Raw genomic sequence first — 16209 nt, forward strand, 5'->3', positions numbered from 1 at the left:
TTCAGCCCTCGAAGGCGATGCCGATCCGGCGGCTGCGGCGCCATGCAACGGCCGCCGCGCGCGGCTCGGCGCCGGCGCTCACGCGGAGCGGGAAGCGGTCCGGCACCACATGATCGCCGTCGACCTCGATCTGGGCGCCGACCTCGGTCGCGTCCCAGACCAGGCAACTGACTTCGCCGCCGTCGAGCAGGACCGCGCCGAAGGTGAAGGCGTTCTTCCGGAAGACGCCGCGGCGATTCTCCCTCATCGACTCCCCCATCCGCACCCGCGGGTCCGCGGAGACGATCTCCGCGGTCCGGGACGATGCCGGATGGGGGTTAACAGGGCAAATACGATCCCTTGCCTGCGCTCTCAGATCGAGATCAATAGTCGTCCGGATCCCCCCTGTAGCGGCGCGACCCAGGCTCATAGTCGTCGTACGGGCGGCGTGCGCGCGGCCGGTCGTAGTCGCGGCCATAGCGATAGGCGTCGCGCCGGTCGTCGTAATCGTCGCTCCGGTACCCGCCGCCGCCGAAGCCGCCACCGCCGGAGCCGCCCGCAGTGATGCGCGGTGCGTACCAGCAGCTCTTCGCCTGGCCCGGTGCGGGATCGCCGAAGGTCTGGCTGTTGCAGGGCACGGCGCCGCCCTGAGGAAACGGCCGACCGTTGGTCCGGCCGGGCACGCCGTAATAGACGTTGGTCGCGTAGGGCATCCGGCAGACGCCGCCTTCCTGGGCGCAGCCGACCAGATTCACCGTGTCGAGCTGATAGACCCGGGCCGGCGCGGGCATCACCGTGCCGCCTCCCAGCATGATGGCTCCGAAGGCCAGAGCGATCCGAATCTGCACGTCCCCGATTCCCCATTGCGTCGCGGTCCGCGTGCCGAATAATCCGGTCGGCGGCTTCCGGCCAGCGGCCGCGCTCGCTATGGCGTCGCGCACGGATCTGTGCGGGCTGTTTTGGCACCGCCATGACGATGATCGGGCGGAGCCACCCGTGGACGAACGGGATAGGGCGCCCCAGGAGGCCTTGATGAGGGATGCGTCCGCGCAGGAGCTTCTGTTGCTCAGCGCGCTGCAGGAATGCCGGATCCAGCTCGACGCGGCGCGCAAGGACGAGGCGGCCCGCGCCGCCGTCCGGGAGGAGCTGGAGGCTGCCCTTCGCCGCGAGGCGGCGCTCTCGGCGGTGGTCGCCGAGGAGCGCGAGCGGACGGAGGCCGTCCGTCTCGTGCTTCAGGCGCTGCTGATGAGCATCGGCTGGTTCGGCCTGCGCCGACGCCTGTTCCGGTCGCGCATCGCCCGGCTGGGCCGCGAGACGCCGGATTCAGGTCCGCAATCGGCCCGCCATTCCGTGCTGCTCGCGGAGGCCCGACGGGTGCTCGGCGCGCCGGTCGTCCAGCCCCCTGCCCAACGCTAGGGCGTATCGGCGCCCGGGATGGGGAACGGGCGCCGAACGCTTCGATAACGGCCCCTTAAACCGCCGCATTTAGCGTGCGGAAACCGTCCTGCGGCGCGCCCGACAGACGCGCTGCGGCGGAACATTCGTAGACGGGATGCATGGCCAAGGGTCGGGGCAGGATTGAGCCGAACTTCGACGTGCCCGAGGGGCGTGTCCGGGATCGCGGCGAACTCGATCTTCGCCTGTCCCGGGAGGACCGTCCCGGGGGGGCAGGAGACGGCGTGGCGAAGCGATCGGGCGGCGGAGGAGCGCGGCAGCCGAACAAGGCGCCGGCGCGGACCACCGGGCGGGCGAAGGCCTCGGGTCGCGGCCGACGCCGGCGGTCCTGGCTCGGCCGCATCGTCTACGGCACCGTCGTCCTCGGTCTCTGGGGGGTGATCGGGCTTGCCGGGCTCATCGCCTACCACGCGTCGCAATTGCCGCCGATCGACCAGCTCGCGGTGCCGAAGCGGCCGCCCAACATCGCCATCCTGGCGAGCGACGGCTCGCTGCTCGCCAATCGCGGCGAGACCGGCGGCCGGGTGGTCTCGATCAAGGAGCTGCCGCCCTACCTGCCGCGCGCCTTCGTGGCGATCGAGGATCGGCGCTTCTACCAGCATTTCGGCGTGGATCCGGTCGGCATCCTGCGCGCCATTGGTCAGAACCTGACCCGGCGCGGCGTCGCACAGGGCGGCTCGACCCTGACGCAGCAGCTCGCCAAGAATCTGTTCCTGACGCAGGAGCGGACCGCCTCGCGCAAGATCCAGGAGGCGATCCTCGCGCTTTGGCTGGAGCACAAGTACACCAAGGACGAGATCCTCGAGCTCTACCTGAACCGTGTCTATTTCGGCGCCGGCGCCTACGGCGTCGAGGCGGCCGCGCAGCGCTATTTCGGCAAGCCCGCCAAGGAGGTGAGCCTTGCGCAGGCCGCGATGCTCGGCGGCCTCGTTCAGGCGCCGTCGCGGCTCGCTCCGAACCGCAACCTTCCGGCCGCCCAGGCCCGCGCCGCCCAGGTGCTCGCCGCGATGCAGGAACTCGGCTTCGCCGCGCCGCAGGACGTGAAGGTGGCGCTCGCCCAGCCGGCGAAGCCCACCAATGCCCGCGGCGGCGGTTCGGCCAATTACGTCGCAGACCTCGTGATGGACGTGCTCGACGACTACGTCGGCAAGTTCGACACCGACATCACGGTCCAGACGACCGTCGATCCCGTCCTCCAGGCCGCCGCCGAGAAGGTGCTCACCGACGAGCTCAACGCCAAGGGCGCGCGCTTCAATGTCGGCCAGGGCGCGCTGGTCTCGATGCGGCCCGACGGCGCGATCCGGGCGCTGATCGGTGGGCGCGACTACGCCCAGAGCCAGTTCAACCGTGCCACGACCGCGAAGCGCCAGCCCGGCTCCTCGTTCAAGCCCTTCGTGTACCTCGCTGCCGTGGAGCACGGCGCCACGCCCGACACGGTCCGCGAGGACGCGCCGGTCCGGATCGGCAACTGGGCCCCGGAGAACTACTCGCACCGGTACGAGGGGCCTGTCACCCTGCGGACGGCGCTCGCCCATTCGCTCAATACCGTCGCGGTGCGGCTCGGCCAGGAGGTCGGCCCGAAGACCGTGGTGCAGACCGCCCAGCGGCTCGGCATCACCTCGCCGCTCCAGGCCAACGGCTCCATCGCCCTGGGCACGTCCGAAGTGACGCTGCTGGAGATGGTCGGCGCCTACGGGGCCTTCGCCAACGGCGGCACCGGCGTGATCCCCTACGTGGTGACCGCCGTGAAGAGCCAGGGCGGCAAGGTCCTGTACAAGCGCTCCGACAACGGTCTCGGCCGGGTCATCGATGCCAACGCCGACGGCATGATGAATGCCATGATGCACGAGGTCTTCGTCAGCGGCACCGGCAAGAAGGCGGACATCCCGGGCTGGGACCTGGCGGGCAAGAGCGGCACCACGCAGGACTACCGCGATGCTTGGTTTATCGGCTTCTCGGGCAGCCTCGTCACCGGGGTCTGGCTCGGCAACGACGACGGCGAGCTGACCAAGAAGGTCACCGGCGGCAATCTGCCGGCGGAGATCTGGAAGTCGTATATGACCCAGGCGCTGAAGGGGCAGACCCCGGTCCCGCTCCCCGGCCTCAACCGCTGGCGCAGGCAGCCGGAGACGACCGCCTCGGTGGCGAGTGCCGCGCCGCCTGCACCGGGCGGGCTCCTCGGGCAGATTCTGGGCGAACCGGAGGCACCCGCGCCGCGCCAGTCCGCCCCGGCACGGCGCGCTCAGAAGGATGACCGCAACTTCATCGAAAAGCTGTTCGGGATCGGCGACTGACGCCGCCGATCGGTGACGGTCCGGCGCTCGCCACCCCATCGCGGGCCTGATCGACGGTGCTCAAAATCCGGCTGACCGCTGACTTGAAGCGGCAGCACTTACAGACCTGGTACCGATTGATCTATATTGGCGCAAATCGGACGCTTCTTAATTCCTAAAATAACTCCTTTTTCAATATTCGGGACTCAGAGTTCGGGTCGATAGCAAGTCCGCTCTCCGGTTGCCGGGGCCGGCGGCAACCCGATCGAGCCCATGGTCCCGCGCGCGACTGCCACAGCGATCCGAGTCCACCTCGCCGATCGCGCCTCGCGTCTGATCGCGCTGGGGGGCACGTGCCTGCTGCTCTGCCTGACGCTGCTCGGGGTCTATCTCTGCCTCGATCTGCGCGATGTCGCTTGGCACAATGCCCGCCGCAACGCCGCGAACCTTCTGGCCGTGATCGAGGAGGGGGTCGGCCACAGCCTGCGGGTCTACGATCTCTCCCTGCAGAGTTCCGCACGCTTGGCGCACCGCGCGGATATCATAATTCTGGACCCGGAACTCAGACGCTTGGCCGTGTTCGACACCGCCGTCGCGGGCTCCGGTCTCGGCCCGATCACCGTCACGGATGCGGCGGGTGATGTCCAACTGACGAGCGATCCCAACCTGCAGAACCGGCCCAACCTGAGCACGCTGCCGGAATTCCAGATCCACAAGTCCAATCCCGATGCGGGTCTGATCCTCACTGGACCGACTCAGTCCCGTCTGACCGGGGAGCCCATTATCCGCATGACCCGGCGGATCCAGACGGCAGACGGCTCCTTCGCGGGGATCGTGTACGGATCGATCAGACTCGCGCATTTCCGGGCGCTCTTCGACCGGCTGCGCTTCGATGACGGTATCGCCCTGAACGTGTTCCATCGGGACGGGACGCTCCTGATCCGCGCGCCGGCCCGGCCGCAATTGCTCGGGCAGAGCATCCGTGCAAGTCCGGCCCATGCGTTCTATCAGGCGCATGCCCGCGGCGAGTTTCAGGGACGGTCGGCCTTGGACGGCGTAGACCGGGTCTACAGCTTCGCGAATCTCGACGACCTGCCGCTGATCGTGACGGTGGCTACGGATGTCGACAGCATCCGCGAGGTCTGGATCTATAAGGCGGCGATCGTCGGTATCCTGATCCTCAGTCTCTGCGTCCTCACCTTCGGGCTGACGATTCTGCTTCACCGGGAGGTGGGTCGCCGGGCGGCCGCGGAGGCCTCCACGCGCGAAGCGAATGCTGCACTCGCGGTGCTCGCCCGGACCGACGGCTTAACCGGGCTGCCGAACCGGCGCAGCTACGACGAACACTTCGCCGTGGAGTGGACCCGTGCCGCGCGACTGCGGACTCCGTTGGCCCTGATGATCGTCGATGCCGACCACTTCAAGCAGTTCAACGACCGCTTCGGCCACCAGCGCGGCGACGAGGTGCTCAAGGCGGTGGCGCTGTGTCTGCAGCAGACGCTCGATACCGGCGGGCTGAGCTTCCGGATCGGCGGCGAGGAATTCGTCGCGCTGCTGCCGGGACTCGATGCGACGGCGGCGGGGGCGGCGGCGGAGCGCATCCGGCGCGCGGTGGTGAGCCTCGGGATCCCCCATGCTCCGGACGTCGGCGGCAGCGCCACGGTCAGCATCGGCGTGGCCTCCGCCGATCCGGCCAGCGGGGATCCGCCCGATGACCTTTTCACGGCGGCGGACGCGGCCCTCTATGCCGCCAAGAAGGCCGGCCGCAATCGGGTGCGGGCCGCACCGGCGCCTGCCCCCCCGACCCTCGCGATGCGGGCCTGAGCCGGCCCGCGGCTCAGAGCATGGGCAGGATCCGGGGGCGTGGGCCCCGAGGGAAATGCGCGTCGATCAGGGCGATCTCGGCCGCACCGAGATGCAGGTCCGCCGCGCCGGCATTCTCGATGGCCCGGTCCGGGCGACCGGTCTTCGGAATCGTGAAGGTGCCGGGCAGCCGGGTCAGGAAGGCGAGGGCCACGGCGTAGGGCGTCGTCCCATGGTTCCGCGCGATGCCCGCCAGGACGCGGCCGCCAGCACTGGCCGGATCGGGAAAGTCGCCGCTGCCGAAGGGCGAGTAGCCGACCATCGCGACGCCGTGCTTCTCGCACCAGGGCAGCACAGCATGCTCGATGGCCCGCTCGTTCAGATGGTAGAGGACCTGATTGCAGGCGATCCGGTCCGGCCCCGCGATGGCGAGGGCGCGGTCGAGATCCTCGACGTCGAAATTGCTGACACCCCAGGACAGGATCTTGCCCGCCCGGCGCAGATCCTCGAAGCCCGCGATCGTCTCCTCGAGCGGGTGCTGGCCCGGCCAGTGCAGCAGATAGCTGTCCAGCCGATCCGTCCGCAGGCGTCGGAGCGAAGCCTCGCAGGCCCGCGCCACGCCGCGGCGCGTCGCATTGCCAGGGACCACCTTCGAAACGAGGAAGACCTCCTCGCGGCAATCCGCGATGGCGGCGGCGACGATCGCCTCGGCGTCGCCGTACATCTCCGCAGTGTCGATATGGGTCATGCCGGCGTCGATTCCGGCCCGCAACGCGCGGATCGCATCCGTCCGGTCCGAACTGTCGATGTGCCACGTGCCCTGGCCGATGACCGGGACCGAGACGCGCATCGCGCCGAAGCTCCTGGCATACATGGCAGCGCTCCCTTTTCGCTGTCACAGGGGTTGCTGACGGCGATCCGGTCGGGATCGGGCCGCCGACGTGTCATGGGTCCGCCGTTCAACTCCCCGGCACGCCTTACTCGCGCCATCTTGGGGCGTTGAGCAATGGCTGGCGGCCTTCCGCGACGCTAAACTTTAGGCCCAGGCTCGAGGTCAGGCGGCGCGGGTATGCCGAGCCTGCGCCTCCCGCAGGGCGCCGCCGCGCCCGGCCACACGACACCCGGTCCGTCAGTGGCCATGCTGGAGATGTGTCGATGCTGCCGGCCCATCGGATATTCTGGGGTCTGATCCTGCTGGCGGCTGCCGGCGCGGGGCTGCTCTACAACATCATCTTCGCGGCTGGCGCCTCTCCCCTCGCCGGATTCACCTACGGCCTCTGCATGGGTGCCACGGTGCTGGCTTTCGACCGCGGGCTGATTCTGGCCGGCCTGCAGACGCGGATCCGCCGCCTGCCGGCGTGGCTCTACGTGCTGGCCGCGGAACTCGCCTACGTCCTGATGATCATGGCGGGCAACGCCCTCGGCGGCTTGGTCGTCTGGGCCTTCGCCCTGACACCGGACGATCTGACGACCGCGACCCGGATGACCGCGCGGGTCCTCGCCTACGCCTTGGCCGTGTCCGGCCTCCTCGTCTTCGTGATCCGGATGCGCGATCTGATCGGCGGCGAGGTGTTCGTGAACTTCATGATCGGCCGCTACCACAAGCCGGTGGCGGAGGAGCGGATCTTCCTGTTCCTCGACGTCGTCGGCTCCACCGCCTTCGCGGAGGCGCACGGGGACCTGCGCGCCCAGGAGTATCTCGGGGCCGTGTTCGCGACGCTGGCCGAGCCGGTGCGGCGCAACGGCGGCTCCGTGGACGACTATGTCGGCGATCTCGCCATGGTGACCTGGCCGATGGCCCGCGGCCTCAAGGACGCGCGCTGCATCACCTGCCTGTTCGACGTGCTCGACCGGATCGAGGCGGATGCCGCGGCCTGGACCACCCGATTCGGGACGGTGCCGCGGCTGCGGGCGGCGCTACATGGCGGCTCGGTGGTCACGGCCGAAGTCGGAGTCGACCGCCACAAGATCGCGTATTTCGGCGACGCCGTGAACGTGACGTCGCGGATCGAGGCCTTGTGCCGCCCGCTCGGGGTCGGCATCCTGATCTCGCAGGATCTCCTCGGCCGTCTTCCGCGCCTGCCAGCCGGCGTCCGGGCGCGCTCTCTCGGCGCCCATGCCCTCCGCGGCCGCGGCGCGCCGTTGTCCGTGGCGACGCTGGAGCGTGGTCCTGCCGAGAGTGCCGCCGTGGCGGATCTGGCGCCGCGCCGCGCTGCGGTCGCCCGCTGATGGCCCGTGTCAGCGCCGCCCGCGCCAACACCCTGATCGCCGTCAAGATGGCGCTCCGTTTTGGCCTGCCGCTGATCGGGGTCGTGGTCTTCGGCCGCGCCATCGTGCTGTCGGTGGGCGGCGATATCGAGCGCTGGCAGTTCGGCCTGGGTGTGCTTCTGATTTTGGCGGGCTTCATCTCGAAGGTCGTGCCCCGGTCATGAGCGCTGCCACGAGCGACCCGACGCGTGCCACCCCGACCGGCCCGGCGATCTATCTCGACGCCGATGCATGCCCGGTGAAGGACGAGACCTACCGGGTGGCCGCACGCTACGGCCTCACCGTCCACGTCGTCGCCAACAGCGTGCTGAATCTCCCGCGCGAGCCCTGGATCGAGCGCGTGGTGGTCGGTTCGGAACTCGACGCCGCCGATGACTGGATCGCCGCGCGGGCGGGGCCCGGGAGCATCGTGCTCACCGCCGACGTTCCGCTGGCTGCGCGCTGCGTGAAAGCAGGCGCCACGGTTCTGGCCTTCACCGGTAAGCCGTTCAGCGAGTCCGGGATCGGCCTCGCGCTCGCCACACGCGACCTGATGCAATCGTTGCGCGAAGCCGGAACCATCACGGGCGGGCCGAAGCCGTTCTCGCGCGCAGACCGATCGGCCTTTCTGTCCGCCCTTGACCGGGCGGTGAACCGGATCCTGCGTGACCGGCCGAAGCCGGGCTGAGACCCGGCCGCCCTCCGATCAAATGGACGATTCAGGCGTCGTCCGCCGGTACGAGGCTTCTGAGCGCCTCGTTGATGCGGTCCTGCCAGCCCGGCCCGTCCTTCTGGAAATGCGCGAGCACGGCGCTGTCGAGACGCAAGCTCACCACCTCCCGCGAACCGGGGATCGTCGTCGGCCGTGCGGCCGGTTGCGGCGGCGGGGCAGCCGGCTTCGGGGTCGTGGCGGCCCGGAAAGCCGCCTCGGCGGTCGCGCGCGGATCGGTGAAGCGGCGGCGGTTGCGGTCCTCGGCCATCGACCCCTAATCCTTCGCGGTCGTCTTCTTCGGTGCCGCCTTCTTCACGGCCTTCTTCGCGGAGCCTTTGGCGGCCGCCTTGGCTTCCTTCTCGGCCGCCTTGGCCTGCGCGTCTGCGGCCTCCTTGGCGAGGCGCAGCGAGCGCAGCCGAAGCGTCCGCTCATCCACAGCCTTGATGGCCGCGTGATGCTCCGCCATGGCCTGGGCGCCTTCGCGCGCCATGCGCTCCGCACGTTCCGCACGCTCAGCGCGATTCTCGGCACGCGTCTTCGCTTCCGCTTCCGCGTCGCGGACGGCATTCACCTCGTCGAGGTCAAACTCAGTCTCGTCGCTCATCCTGTCCCTTTCACCCCGGCTCGACGGATCCGACCCGACGCATCCTGCGCGAGACGGTGTCTGAGCGGGTCCGGCCTGTTCGACGGGCGGAGGGCAAGGCCGGATCATTCGCCCTCCCGCACCGCCGTCAGGCGCGCAAGGAGAGCAGCTTCGCGAAGGCTTTAGCATGCCCGCGACGCCGATGGCGAATCCGGATCGACGGTCGGGACTGACCGCGCACACCCTTCGTCCGGGTCCACCTGTCCATGCGGCCCGGGTCCGCGTTCTGACGAAGGATTTCGGCCCCGATCGTCGTTCGATCAGCGCACGCCGAACCGAAGCGGGATGGAGACCGTCAGGTTCGACAGCGTGACACCGGGCGGCGCCGCCGGCATGCTGCCGCGCACCGCCGCGAGGGCGGCGCTGTCGATCTGGCCGATCCCGCTTGAGCGGGCCAGGCCCGCGCCCGTCACCTGGCCCGAGCGCATCACGGTGAAGCGCACCACCGCGGTCCCGCCCCCGGTTCCGACGGCCGCGTTCACGTTCATCCGGCTGTGGATCGCTGCGCTGATCGCGCCCTGCCATTGCCGCATGGCGCTCGGATCGTTGCCTGCGGCGGCCCGGCCGACCGCATTCTGACGCGAGGCCGAGGCCGAACTCCGCTCGGCGCCCGCCCGGGCCTTGGCCTCACGCGCCTTCGCCTCGCGCGCGGCCTTGGCTTTCGCCTCGCGGATCTCCTCCAGGCGCTCCTGACGCGCCTCTTCGCGCTTCTGCTCGCGGAGCTTCTCCTCGCGGATCTTCCGCAGCTTGGCCTCCCGTTCCGCCTTGAGCTTGGCGGGGTCCGGTGTGGGCTTCGGCGGTTCCTCGGTCTTGGCGACCTCGGTGGGCGGCGCCGCCAGCGGCTCGGCCGCCTCCGACGTGGAGGTGATCACTTGGTTCTGCGCCTCGACGGGCTGCGCCTCCGCCGGCGCTTCGACCGGCTGGGTGTCCTCCGGCTTGACCTCGGTCATCTCGGTCGGCGGCGGGGGCTGGACGGCCTCGTCGGGCGGCGCGTCCACCGGCTTCGTCTCCGGCGGGGCCTCCTGGCTCATCTGCTGCTCCGCCGGAGCTTCGGTGGTCGCATCCGTCATGAGCGGCGCGAGGTCGACGGTGATCTGCTGCTCGCCGGGCGGCGCGGGCGGGGCCAGCCGCAGGAACATCATCGCGGCCAACGCAAGCGCATGCAGCCCGAGGGCGACCAGGAAGGCGGCGACCAGCCCGGACGGGCGGCGCTCGCCGGCCCCGACCGGCAGATCCGTCGACGTGAAGGTGCTCATCGGTTCAGCGCGCGGTCCCTGCGGAGGCGGCCGGAGCGGCGGCCGCTGCCGGAGCGGCGCCGCCGGGCGACTGCGCGATCAGCGACACCTTGGTGAAGCCGGCCTGGCCGACAAGGCCCATCACCTCCATCACCTTGCCGTAGGGCACGTCGCGGTCGCCGCGCACGAGGATGACCTGATCCTTGTCGGCAGCCGCCATCTCGCGCAGGCGCGGCACGATGCTGTCCATCGTGAACACCTCCTTGGCGATGGACGGGTTGCCGTCCTTGTCGACCGTCACCTCCGCGGGCTTTTTCGACTGCGCGACTTTGGGGGCCGCCGTCTTCGGCAGCTGGACCGGCACGCCGGTGGTCATCAGCGGTGCGGCGACCATGAAGATGATCAGAAGCACGAGCATCACGTCGACCATCGGCGTGACGTTGATGTCGGACATCGGCATGTCGTCGAGGTCGTCGTCGTCGTTCGCGCGAAGGGATCCCATCGCCATGGGGCGTCTCCGGTACCGTTACGTTCGGTTCTGTGCGGGCGGGCGCGGCGGCTCTATTCGGCAGCCGCCCGATGGGCGCCGGCGCGGTCGCGCGCGAGACGATTGCCCAGAACCGAAATGTAGGACGAGAAGGTGCTCTGGATGCCGCTCACGTCGCTCGACAGCTTGTTGTAGGCCATCACCGCCGGGATCGCGACGACGAGACCGATCGCCGTGGCGAAGAGCGCCTCCGCGATGCCCGGGGCCACCACGGCCAGCGACGTGTCCTGGCTGCGGGCGATGGACGAGAACGAGTTCATGATGCCCCAGACGGTGCCGAACAGCCCGACGAACGGGGCCGTGGAGCCCGAAGTCGCCAGCAGCGACAGGCCGGTGCGCAGGCGCTTCACTTCTAGGGTGAGGGCGCCCTTCATAGCCCGCTCGATCCGGTCGCGGCGCTCGGCCCGGGTCTCGGAGGAATCCTGATCGCGCCACGCGTCGATGGCCGCCTTCACCACGTGGCCGGCGATGCCGCGATGCTCGCCGTCGAGGCTGCCCCCGGAGCGGACCAGCGTGGCGAAGGCCTTGGCCTGACGCCGGGCGGCGGCCAGCCGGATGATCTTCTCGAACACCACCGTCCAGCAGGCGATCGAGGCGATCACCAGCAAGATCATCACGCCCTTCACGATCGGGTCGGCCTGCAGGAACAGACCGAGGAAGGAGAAGTCGTGGGCCGCCTCGATCGGCGCTTGTGTCGGGTCCATCACGGGCTCCTGGCGTCTTGGTCTCACGCGGCCTTGCGCCGCCGTCATCTCGGGGTGCGGCGAAAGCCGCAGGCCGCCCGGCGACCCTCGCCGCCGGGCGGTTTGGTCTGATCGACCGTCAAACCATCCGCATCAGCGGTCGAACGGGAGGCCGGCCTTGCTGTCGGTCTCGGTCCGCTCGAGGCAGGCCTCGCGCGCGGAATCACCGCCGTCGCAGGCCAGAACGTCGTTCAACAGGACGCGCCCGACCTTGTTGCAGGCGATGCCGGGGAAGTCGAAGATCTTGACGGTGGTCTTCTTCGGCGGCAGCGAACCGAGTTCCACCGCGACACGCTTTTGCGCGACGCCCTCCGGGTCGAAGGCGAAGAGATCCACCTTGTAGGATTTCAGGCCGGGCCCCTTGTTGTCGATCACCATGGTGATCCGGCAGGCCTCGCCCGCAGTCTCGACCTTGTTGAGCTGCAGCTTGATCGGAGCGGACTTCTCGGCGGCATCCTGCGCCAGGGCCGATACAACGAGGAGCGCCAAGAGCGCGAAGCAGGCCGCCGTGTCGAGGGCGATACGCCCGATCCGCCGACGGTACAGGGGGGCGCGCAGGGCAATCACCGTGACCAAGTCCTTTTCAAGTGTCTGCCGGCCGGCGTTTCGCGCCGCGCCGGCCGGGCGGGTTGGGGCCGGATCAGTGAAGCACCGCGCCGGCGGGGCAGGAGGCCGGGGCGAGGCGTTGGGCCGCCGCATCCAGCGGCCCGACGGCCGCGCGGACCGCCGCCACGAGGCGGGGCGCCGCCTCCCGTCCGGTAATCTCGGCGGCGGCTGCCTCCAAGTCCGTCCAGAGGCGCTGACGCCCGCGGTTGATCAGCGTCACCAAGGCGCATTCGTGACCGGTCACGCGGCAGCAACTCGCCGGCATGAACGACCAGTCGCCGTCGCGCTCCGCCCGCAGCGCCCGGATGATCGCGACCACACAGGCGACGAAGCGGCAGCCTTCGGTCGGCCCGAGCAGCTGCTCGGCGCCGTCGAAGGCCGCGTTCCAGCAGGCGACGTCGCTGGTCATGTAGCCGGCGGCCACGAAACGGGCCACCGACAGGGCCAGGATATCAGCCTCATCGCCGCAGATATCGGCGACGCGCCGCATCGCCGCATGATCAGTCCGGGTCAGGGGCGCGCTCATGGACTGCGGTGCCTCGCGTCGCAGGACAACTTGCATAGACCGACCGTCATGGTCGGATCATCTTCTTTCGCGGCAGTATCCAGGCCGGCCGCCCGGATCAAGGCCCAGCGAGAAAATCAGAGCAGTTCCAAACTGTTAGAGGAAAGCGTGGCCGTTCACGTCTTTGCCTATGCATCCCGGTAATTTTTGCCTAATTATCCTGGATTGGATCGGACCACGCTGTCCGGACGAAACCCGCGGCCTCCCTTGATGGCCCGGACGGCCTTGGCCATATCTCGTTGTTGCCGGCGACGTCTCGTCCGGCGGAGCGCTACCTCGGTGGGCTCCCTGTCGACGAGGTGCTCAGGCATCCCGGGATTGCGGCGGATCCCGGGGTCGGAGGCCTCGCTTTCTGGATGATGGCCGCGATGACCCGATCCTCGCCCTTCGGGCACCCGTTCCTGCTCGGCTTCGACGAGATCGAACAGGCTCTCGACCGGGTCTCAAAGGCCGCCAATGACGGCTATCCACCCTACAACATCGAGCGGCTGCCCCGCACCGAGAGCGAGCCCGAGCGCCTGCGCATCACGCTGGCGGTCGCCGGCTTCACCCGCGACCAGTTGGACGTCATGCTGGAGGAGAGCCAGCTCGTCGTGCGCGGTCGCCAGGTCGACGAGCGCGAGAGGCACTTTCTTCACCGCGGCATTGCGGCGCGCCAGTTCCAGCGGGCCTTCCTCCTCGCCGACGGCATGGAGGTCCTCGGGGCTGACCTCGCCAACGGCCTGCTGTCGATCGATCTGGTCCGTCCGGAACCGGACCGCATCGTGCGCAAGATCGATATCGGCGCCCGCGGCTGAGACCGATTGATTGGACGGCGCGGATCCCCACATCAGTGGGGAGCCGCCGAAGCCTTCAGGATCGGCGGCGGACGCTCTGCCACCCCAGGAGGGCTTTGATGACCAATCTGAACCCGTCTCCGTTGACCCCGGCCGATCTCGACCCGGCCGATTTCGCGCCCGCCGATCTCGCGGCCTTGGGCGAGGGTCACATCGCCTATGTCCGGCCCATCCGGTCCGACGAGGTCCGCCGTTTCTTCCCACAGGCGCCCGAGCTGCTGCCCGGCCTCGATCTGTTTGCCCTCCTCTCGGCGAGTGGCGCTCCGATCATGCTCGCCGATTCGCGGGACGTCGTCCTGGCGAATGCGGTCGCGCAGGACCTGCAGCCGGTCAGCCTTCACTGACCGCTCCGGCCGAGGAACCGGTCAGGCGATCTCGTCCACTGCGGCGACCAGGCGCGCGATGTCCTGCGGCCGCGACAGGCGGTGATCCCCGTCGGCGATGAGCGTCAGCACGGTGCCCTCGGCCGGCAGCCGGCCGAGGATCTTCAGGGCGTGGGTGTAAGGCACATCGGTGTCCCGCATGCCCTGGAGGATGTGGACCGGGCAGGCCGGATCGACCGTGTCGCCGAGCATGCAATGGCGCCGCCCGTCGTCGATGAGGTTCAGGGTGATCGGGTCCGGTTCCGACCCGTAGTCGCTGGGCCTTCGCAGGATGCCGTCCCGGATCAGCATGGCGCGGGCCGCCTCGCCGAGGCGGTTCCAGATCAGCTCTTCGGTGAAATCCAGGGCCGGGGCGATGAGCACGAGACCGGCGGTCGCCTGACCTCCGTTCGCCCGGTCGCGAGCGGCCAGGCAGGCGATCCATCCCCCCATCGACGAGCCGACGAGAATCGGCGCCTCCGTGGCGTACGCGGCCAGGACGGCCTGCGCGTCCTCGAGCCAAGAAGAGATCGTGCATTCCGTGAAGGTGCCGCTCGAGGCCCCATGCGCGGCATAATCGAAGCGGATGAGCGTGCGGCCTCTCTGCGAGGCCCAGGCATCCAGCGCCGTCGCCTTGGTGGCCGTCATGTCGGAGCGGAATCCGCCGAGCCAGACGACCGGTGGACCGCCCCCCTGACGCACCCGCACGGCGATGCGCCGGGCGGCCTCGCCCGTGCCGACGGTGAGGAACTCGGGGGCCATATCCGACATCGTTCTCTCCGATATCCCTGTCTCGACGTGGAAGAAGTCCGGACCTGAACGGTTCGGCTTCAACTCTCGTTTACCGGACCGTAAAGCCCGGCGGCGATGCTGGATCAATGGTAGCGAGCATTTGGCAGATACCGGTCGGGGGCCTGCGCGTCCTCGCCGATGGACCGCGGACGGGCGAAGGTACACACGCCTTGTCGGGTTTTCCCGCGGAAGTCGGGGCCCTTGCGGGCGCTCGCGTCCTGCAGATCATTCCCGAACTCGACGCCGGGGGCGCCGAGCGCACCACCGTCGATGTCGCGGGCGGCCTCGCGGCCGTGGGCGCCCGCGCGCTGGTGGCGACGGAGGGGGGGCGGCTCGTCGGGGAATTGCAGGCCAAGGGCGGCCACTGGCTTCGCTTCCCGGCCGCCGCGAAGAATCCGGCGCTGATGGCCGTGAACGTCCTGCGGCTCATGGCCCTCTGCCGCCGCGAGCAGGTGCAGATCATCCATGCCCGCTCCCGTGCGCCCGCTTGGGTCGCCCTCGGAGCGGCGCGCCGGCTCGGCCTGCCGTTCGTCACCACCTATCACGGCAGCTATTCCGGCCGGACCAACGTCAAGGTGCTGTACAATTCGGTGATGGCCCGCGGCGACGTGGTCATCGCCAACTCGCATTACACCGCAGACCTGATCCACCGGTTGCATCCCGAACAAGCTGGCGACCGCGTGCGGGTCATCCACCGCGGCACGGATCTCGGCGTGTTCAACCCGGTCGCCGTCGGCGCCGTGCGGGTCGAGGCGCTGCGCCGGAGCTGGAACGTCGCGCCGCACGAGCGCGTGATCCTGCTGGCCGCCCGCCTCACCGCCTGGAAGGGCCATCGGGTGCTGATCGAGGCGGCCGCGCAGATGCGCGACCGCGGCGTTCCCGATCTGGCCGTGGTCCTGGCGGGAGACCCTCAAGGACGCGCCTCCTACGAGCGCGAACTCGATGCGCTGATCGCCGCGCGCGGGCTCGAGGGTATCGTCCGGCGGGTCGGTCACTGCACCGACATGCCGGCCGCCTTCCGGGCCGCCTCGGTGGTGGCGGTGCCGTCCGTTGAGCCGGAGGCCTTCGGCCGTTCGGCCGTGGAGGCGCAGGCGCTCGGTACGCCGGTGGTGGTGTCCGATCTCGGGGCCGTACCGGAAACCGTACTGGCGCCGCCGGAGACGCCAGCGGGCCAGCGCACCGGATGGCGCGTCCCGGCCGGCGACGCGGCCGCGCTCGCCGCATCCCTGACCGAGGCCCTTTCTCTCGGCGCCAGCGCCCGCGACGCCCTCGGACGGCGGAGCCGTGCGCATGTCGCGGCGCATTTCTCCCTCGAGCGCATGGTCGGCGACACGTTGGCGGTCTATGCGGGGCTGCTCGGCCGCTTGCCCTGAGCGGCCGGCTGACCCGGAAAGCGGACCGAGACGCCGCG

The 16209-nt window shown here is 69.7% G+C and carries 20 protein-coding genes; 9 read left to right on the top strand and 11 right to left on the bottom strand.

Annotation, left to right across the window (positions count from 1 at the left end; translation table 11 throughout):
* Position 1 precedes the first annotated feature (1 nt).
* Both PQI07_RS16545 and PQI07_RS16550 read right to left on the bottom strand, forming a co-directional pair.
* A complete protein-coding gene (locus tag PQI07_RS16545; RefSeq protein ID WP_043352457.1) occupies positions 2–247 on the bottom strand; it encodes a hypothetical protein in 246 nt (81 codons plus the stop codon).
* A 115-nt stretch (positions 248–362) separates the two neighbouring features.
* Positions 363–827: a hypothetical protein gene (locus tag PQI07_RS16550; protein ID WP_274927014.1), complete on the bottom strand. Its 465-nt coding sequence runs from the start codon at positions 825–827 to the stop codon at positions 363–365.
* Positions 828–1011: 184 nt separating this feature from the next.
* Between PQI07_RS16550 and PQI07_RS16555 the strand changes: the two genes are divergently transcribed.
* The 3 genes from PQI07_RS16555 (at position 1012) to PQI07_RS16565 (ending at position 5531) form a co-directional block, all read left to right on the top strand.
* Positions 1012–1395, top strand: coding sequence for a hypothetical protein (locus PQI07_RS16555; protein ID WP_043378674.1), 384 nt, complete (start codon positions 1012–1014; stop codon positions 1393–1395).
* 140 nt (positions 1396–1535) lie between these two features.
* On the top strand, positions 1536–3728 hold the full coding sequence (locus tag PQI07_RS16560) for a transglycosylase domain-containing protein (RefSeq protein ID WP_043352424.1): 2193 nt from the start codon (positions 1536–1538) through the stop codon (positions 3726–3728).
* 252 nt (positions 3729–3980) lie between these two features.
* Positions 3981–5531, top strand: a complete 1551-nt coding sequence (locus tag PQI07_RS16565; protein WP_274927015.1) for a sensor domain-containing diguanylate cyclase — start codon at positions 3981–3983, stop codon at positions 5529–5531.
* A gap of 13 nt (positions 5532–5544) precedes the next feature.
* On the opposite strand, the gene PQI07_RS16570 is transcribed toward PQI07_RS16565, so the two are convergent.
* Complete coding sequence (locus PQI07_RS16570; RefSeq protein ID WP_274927016.1) at positions 5545–6384, bottom strand: aldo/keto reductase; 840 nt, start codon at positions 6382–6384, stop codon at positions 5545–5547.
* A gap of 281 nt (positions 6385–6665) precedes the next feature.
* Here PQI07_RS16570 and PQI07_RS16575 point away from each other — a divergent pair, with 281 nt between their 5' ends.
* From PQI07_RS16575 to PQI07_RS16585, 3 genes are read left to right on the top strand one after another with little or no spacing between them, the layout of a single operon-like run.
* On the top strand, positions 6666–7739 hold the full coding sequence (locus tag PQI07_RS16575; protein WP_043378663.1) for an adenylate/guanylate cyclase domain-containing protein: 1074 nt from the start codon (positions 6666–6668) through the stop codon (positions 7737–7739).
* The gene (locus tag PQI07_RS16580) at positions 7739–7942 is read left to right on the top strand and encodes a hypothetical protein (protein ID WP_043378658.1); all 204 of its coding nucleotides are present in this window, start codon (positions 7739–7741) and stop codon (positions 7940–7942) included. The genes PQI07_RS16575 and PQI07_RS16580 overlap by 1 nt, the downstream gene beginning before the upstream one ends.
* Positions 7939–8445 carry a YaiI/YqxD family protein gene (locus PQI07_RS16585; protein WP_043354907.1) on the top strand — a complete coding sequence of 169 codons (507 nt, stop codon included), beginning with the start codon at positions 7939–7941 and terminating at the stop codon, positions 8443–8445. The genes PQI07_RS16580 and PQI07_RS16585 overlap by 4 nt, the downstream gene beginning before the upstream one ends.
* 31 nt (positions 8446–8476) lie before the next feature.
* Here the strand turns inward: PQI07_RS16585 and PQI07_RS16590 are convergent, their stop codons facing one another.
* From PQI07_RS16590 to PQI07_RS16620, 7 genes are all read right to left on the bottom strand, one after another.
* On the bottom strand, positions 8477–8737 hold the full coding sequence (locus PQI07_RS16590; protein ID WP_043378655.1) for a BrnA antitoxin family protein: 261 nt from the start codon (positions 8735–8737) through the stop codon (positions 8477–8479).
* A 6-nt stretch (positions 8738–8743) separates the two neighbouring features.
* The gene (locus PQI07_RS16595; protein WP_052083634.1) at positions 8744–9073 is read right to left on the bottom strand and encodes a hypothetical protein; all 330 of its coding nucleotides are present in this window, start codon (positions 9071–9073) and stop codon (positions 8744–8746) included.
* A 299-nt stretch (positions 9074–9372) separates the two neighbouring features.
* Positions 9373–10368: an energy transducer TonB family protein gene (locus tag PQI07_RS16600; RefSeq protein WP_043354908.1), complete on the bottom strand. Its 996-nt coding sequence runs from the start codon at positions 10366–10368 to the stop codon at positions 9373–9375.
* 4 nt (positions 10369–10372) lie between these two features.
* Positions 10373–10855, bottom strand: coding sequence for an ExbD/TolR family protein (locus tag PQI07_RS16605; RefSeq protein ID WP_043354910.1), 483 nt, complete (start codon positions 10853–10855; stop codon positions 10373–10375).
* 53 nt (positions 10856–10908) lie between these two features.
* Complete coding sequence (locus PQI07_RS16610) at positions 10909–11598, bottom strand: MotA/TolQ/ExbB proton channel family protein (RefSeq protein ID WP_043354911.1); 690 nt, start codon at positions 11596–11598, stop codon at positions 10909–10911.
* A gap of 132 nt (positions 11599–11730) precedes the next feature.
* Positions 11731–12204: a Tat pathway signal protein gene (locus tag PQI07_RS16615; protein WP_274927737.1), complete on the bottom strand. Its 474-nt coding sequence runs from the start codon at positions 12202–12204 to the stop codon at positions 11731–11733.
* A 73-nt stretch (positions 12205–12277) separates the two neighbouring features.
* Positions 12278–12769 carry a hypothetical protein gene (locus PQI07_RS16620; protein WP_170861845.1) on the bottom strand — a complete coding sequence of 164 codons (492 nt, stop codon included), beginning with the start codon at positions 12767–12769 and terminating at the stop codon, positions 12278–12280.
* Between the two features lie 407 nt (positions 12770–13176).
* Between PQI07_RS16620 and PQI07_RS16625 the strand changes: the two genes are divergently transcribed.
* Positions 13177–13605: an Hsp20 family protein gene (locus PQI07_RS16625; RefSeq protein ID WP_012320108.1), complete on the top strand. Its 429-nt coding sequence runs from the start codon at positions 13177–13179 to the stop codon at positions 13603–13605.
* Between the two features lie 98 nt (positions 13606–13703).
* A complete protein-coding gene (locus tag PQI07_RS16630) occupies positions 13704–13988 on the top strand; it encodes a BQ00720 family protein (protein WP_043354930.1) in 285 nt (94 codons plus the stop codon).
* 21 nt (positions 13989–14009) lie between these two features.
* On the opposite strand, the gene PQI07_RS16635 is transcribed toward PQI07_RS16630, so the two are convergent.
* Entirely contained in the window at positions 14010–14777 is a 768-nt protein-coding gene (locus PQI07_RS16635) for an alpha/beta hydrolase (RefSeq protein ID WP_274927017.1), read from the bottom strand.
* A 107-nt stretch (positions 14778–14884) separates the two neighbouring features.
* On the opposite strand from PQI07_RS16635, the gene PQI07_RS16640 reads away from it, so the two are divergent.
* The gene (locus tag PQI07_RS16640) at positions 14885–16171 is read left to right on the top strand and encodes a glycosyltransferase family 4 protein (RefSeq protein ID WP_274927018.1); all 1287 of its coding nucleotides are present in this window, start codon (positions 14885–14887) and stop codon (positions 16169–16171) included.
* The last annotated feature ends 38 nt before the right edge of the window (positions 16172–16209 follow it).

The sequence above is a fragment of the Methylobacterium sp. 092160098-2 genome (assembly GCF_028920805.1).
Lineage (GTDB): Bacteria > Pseudomonadota > Alphaproteobacteria > Rhizobiales > Beijerinckiaceae > Methylobacterium > Methylobacterium fujisawaense.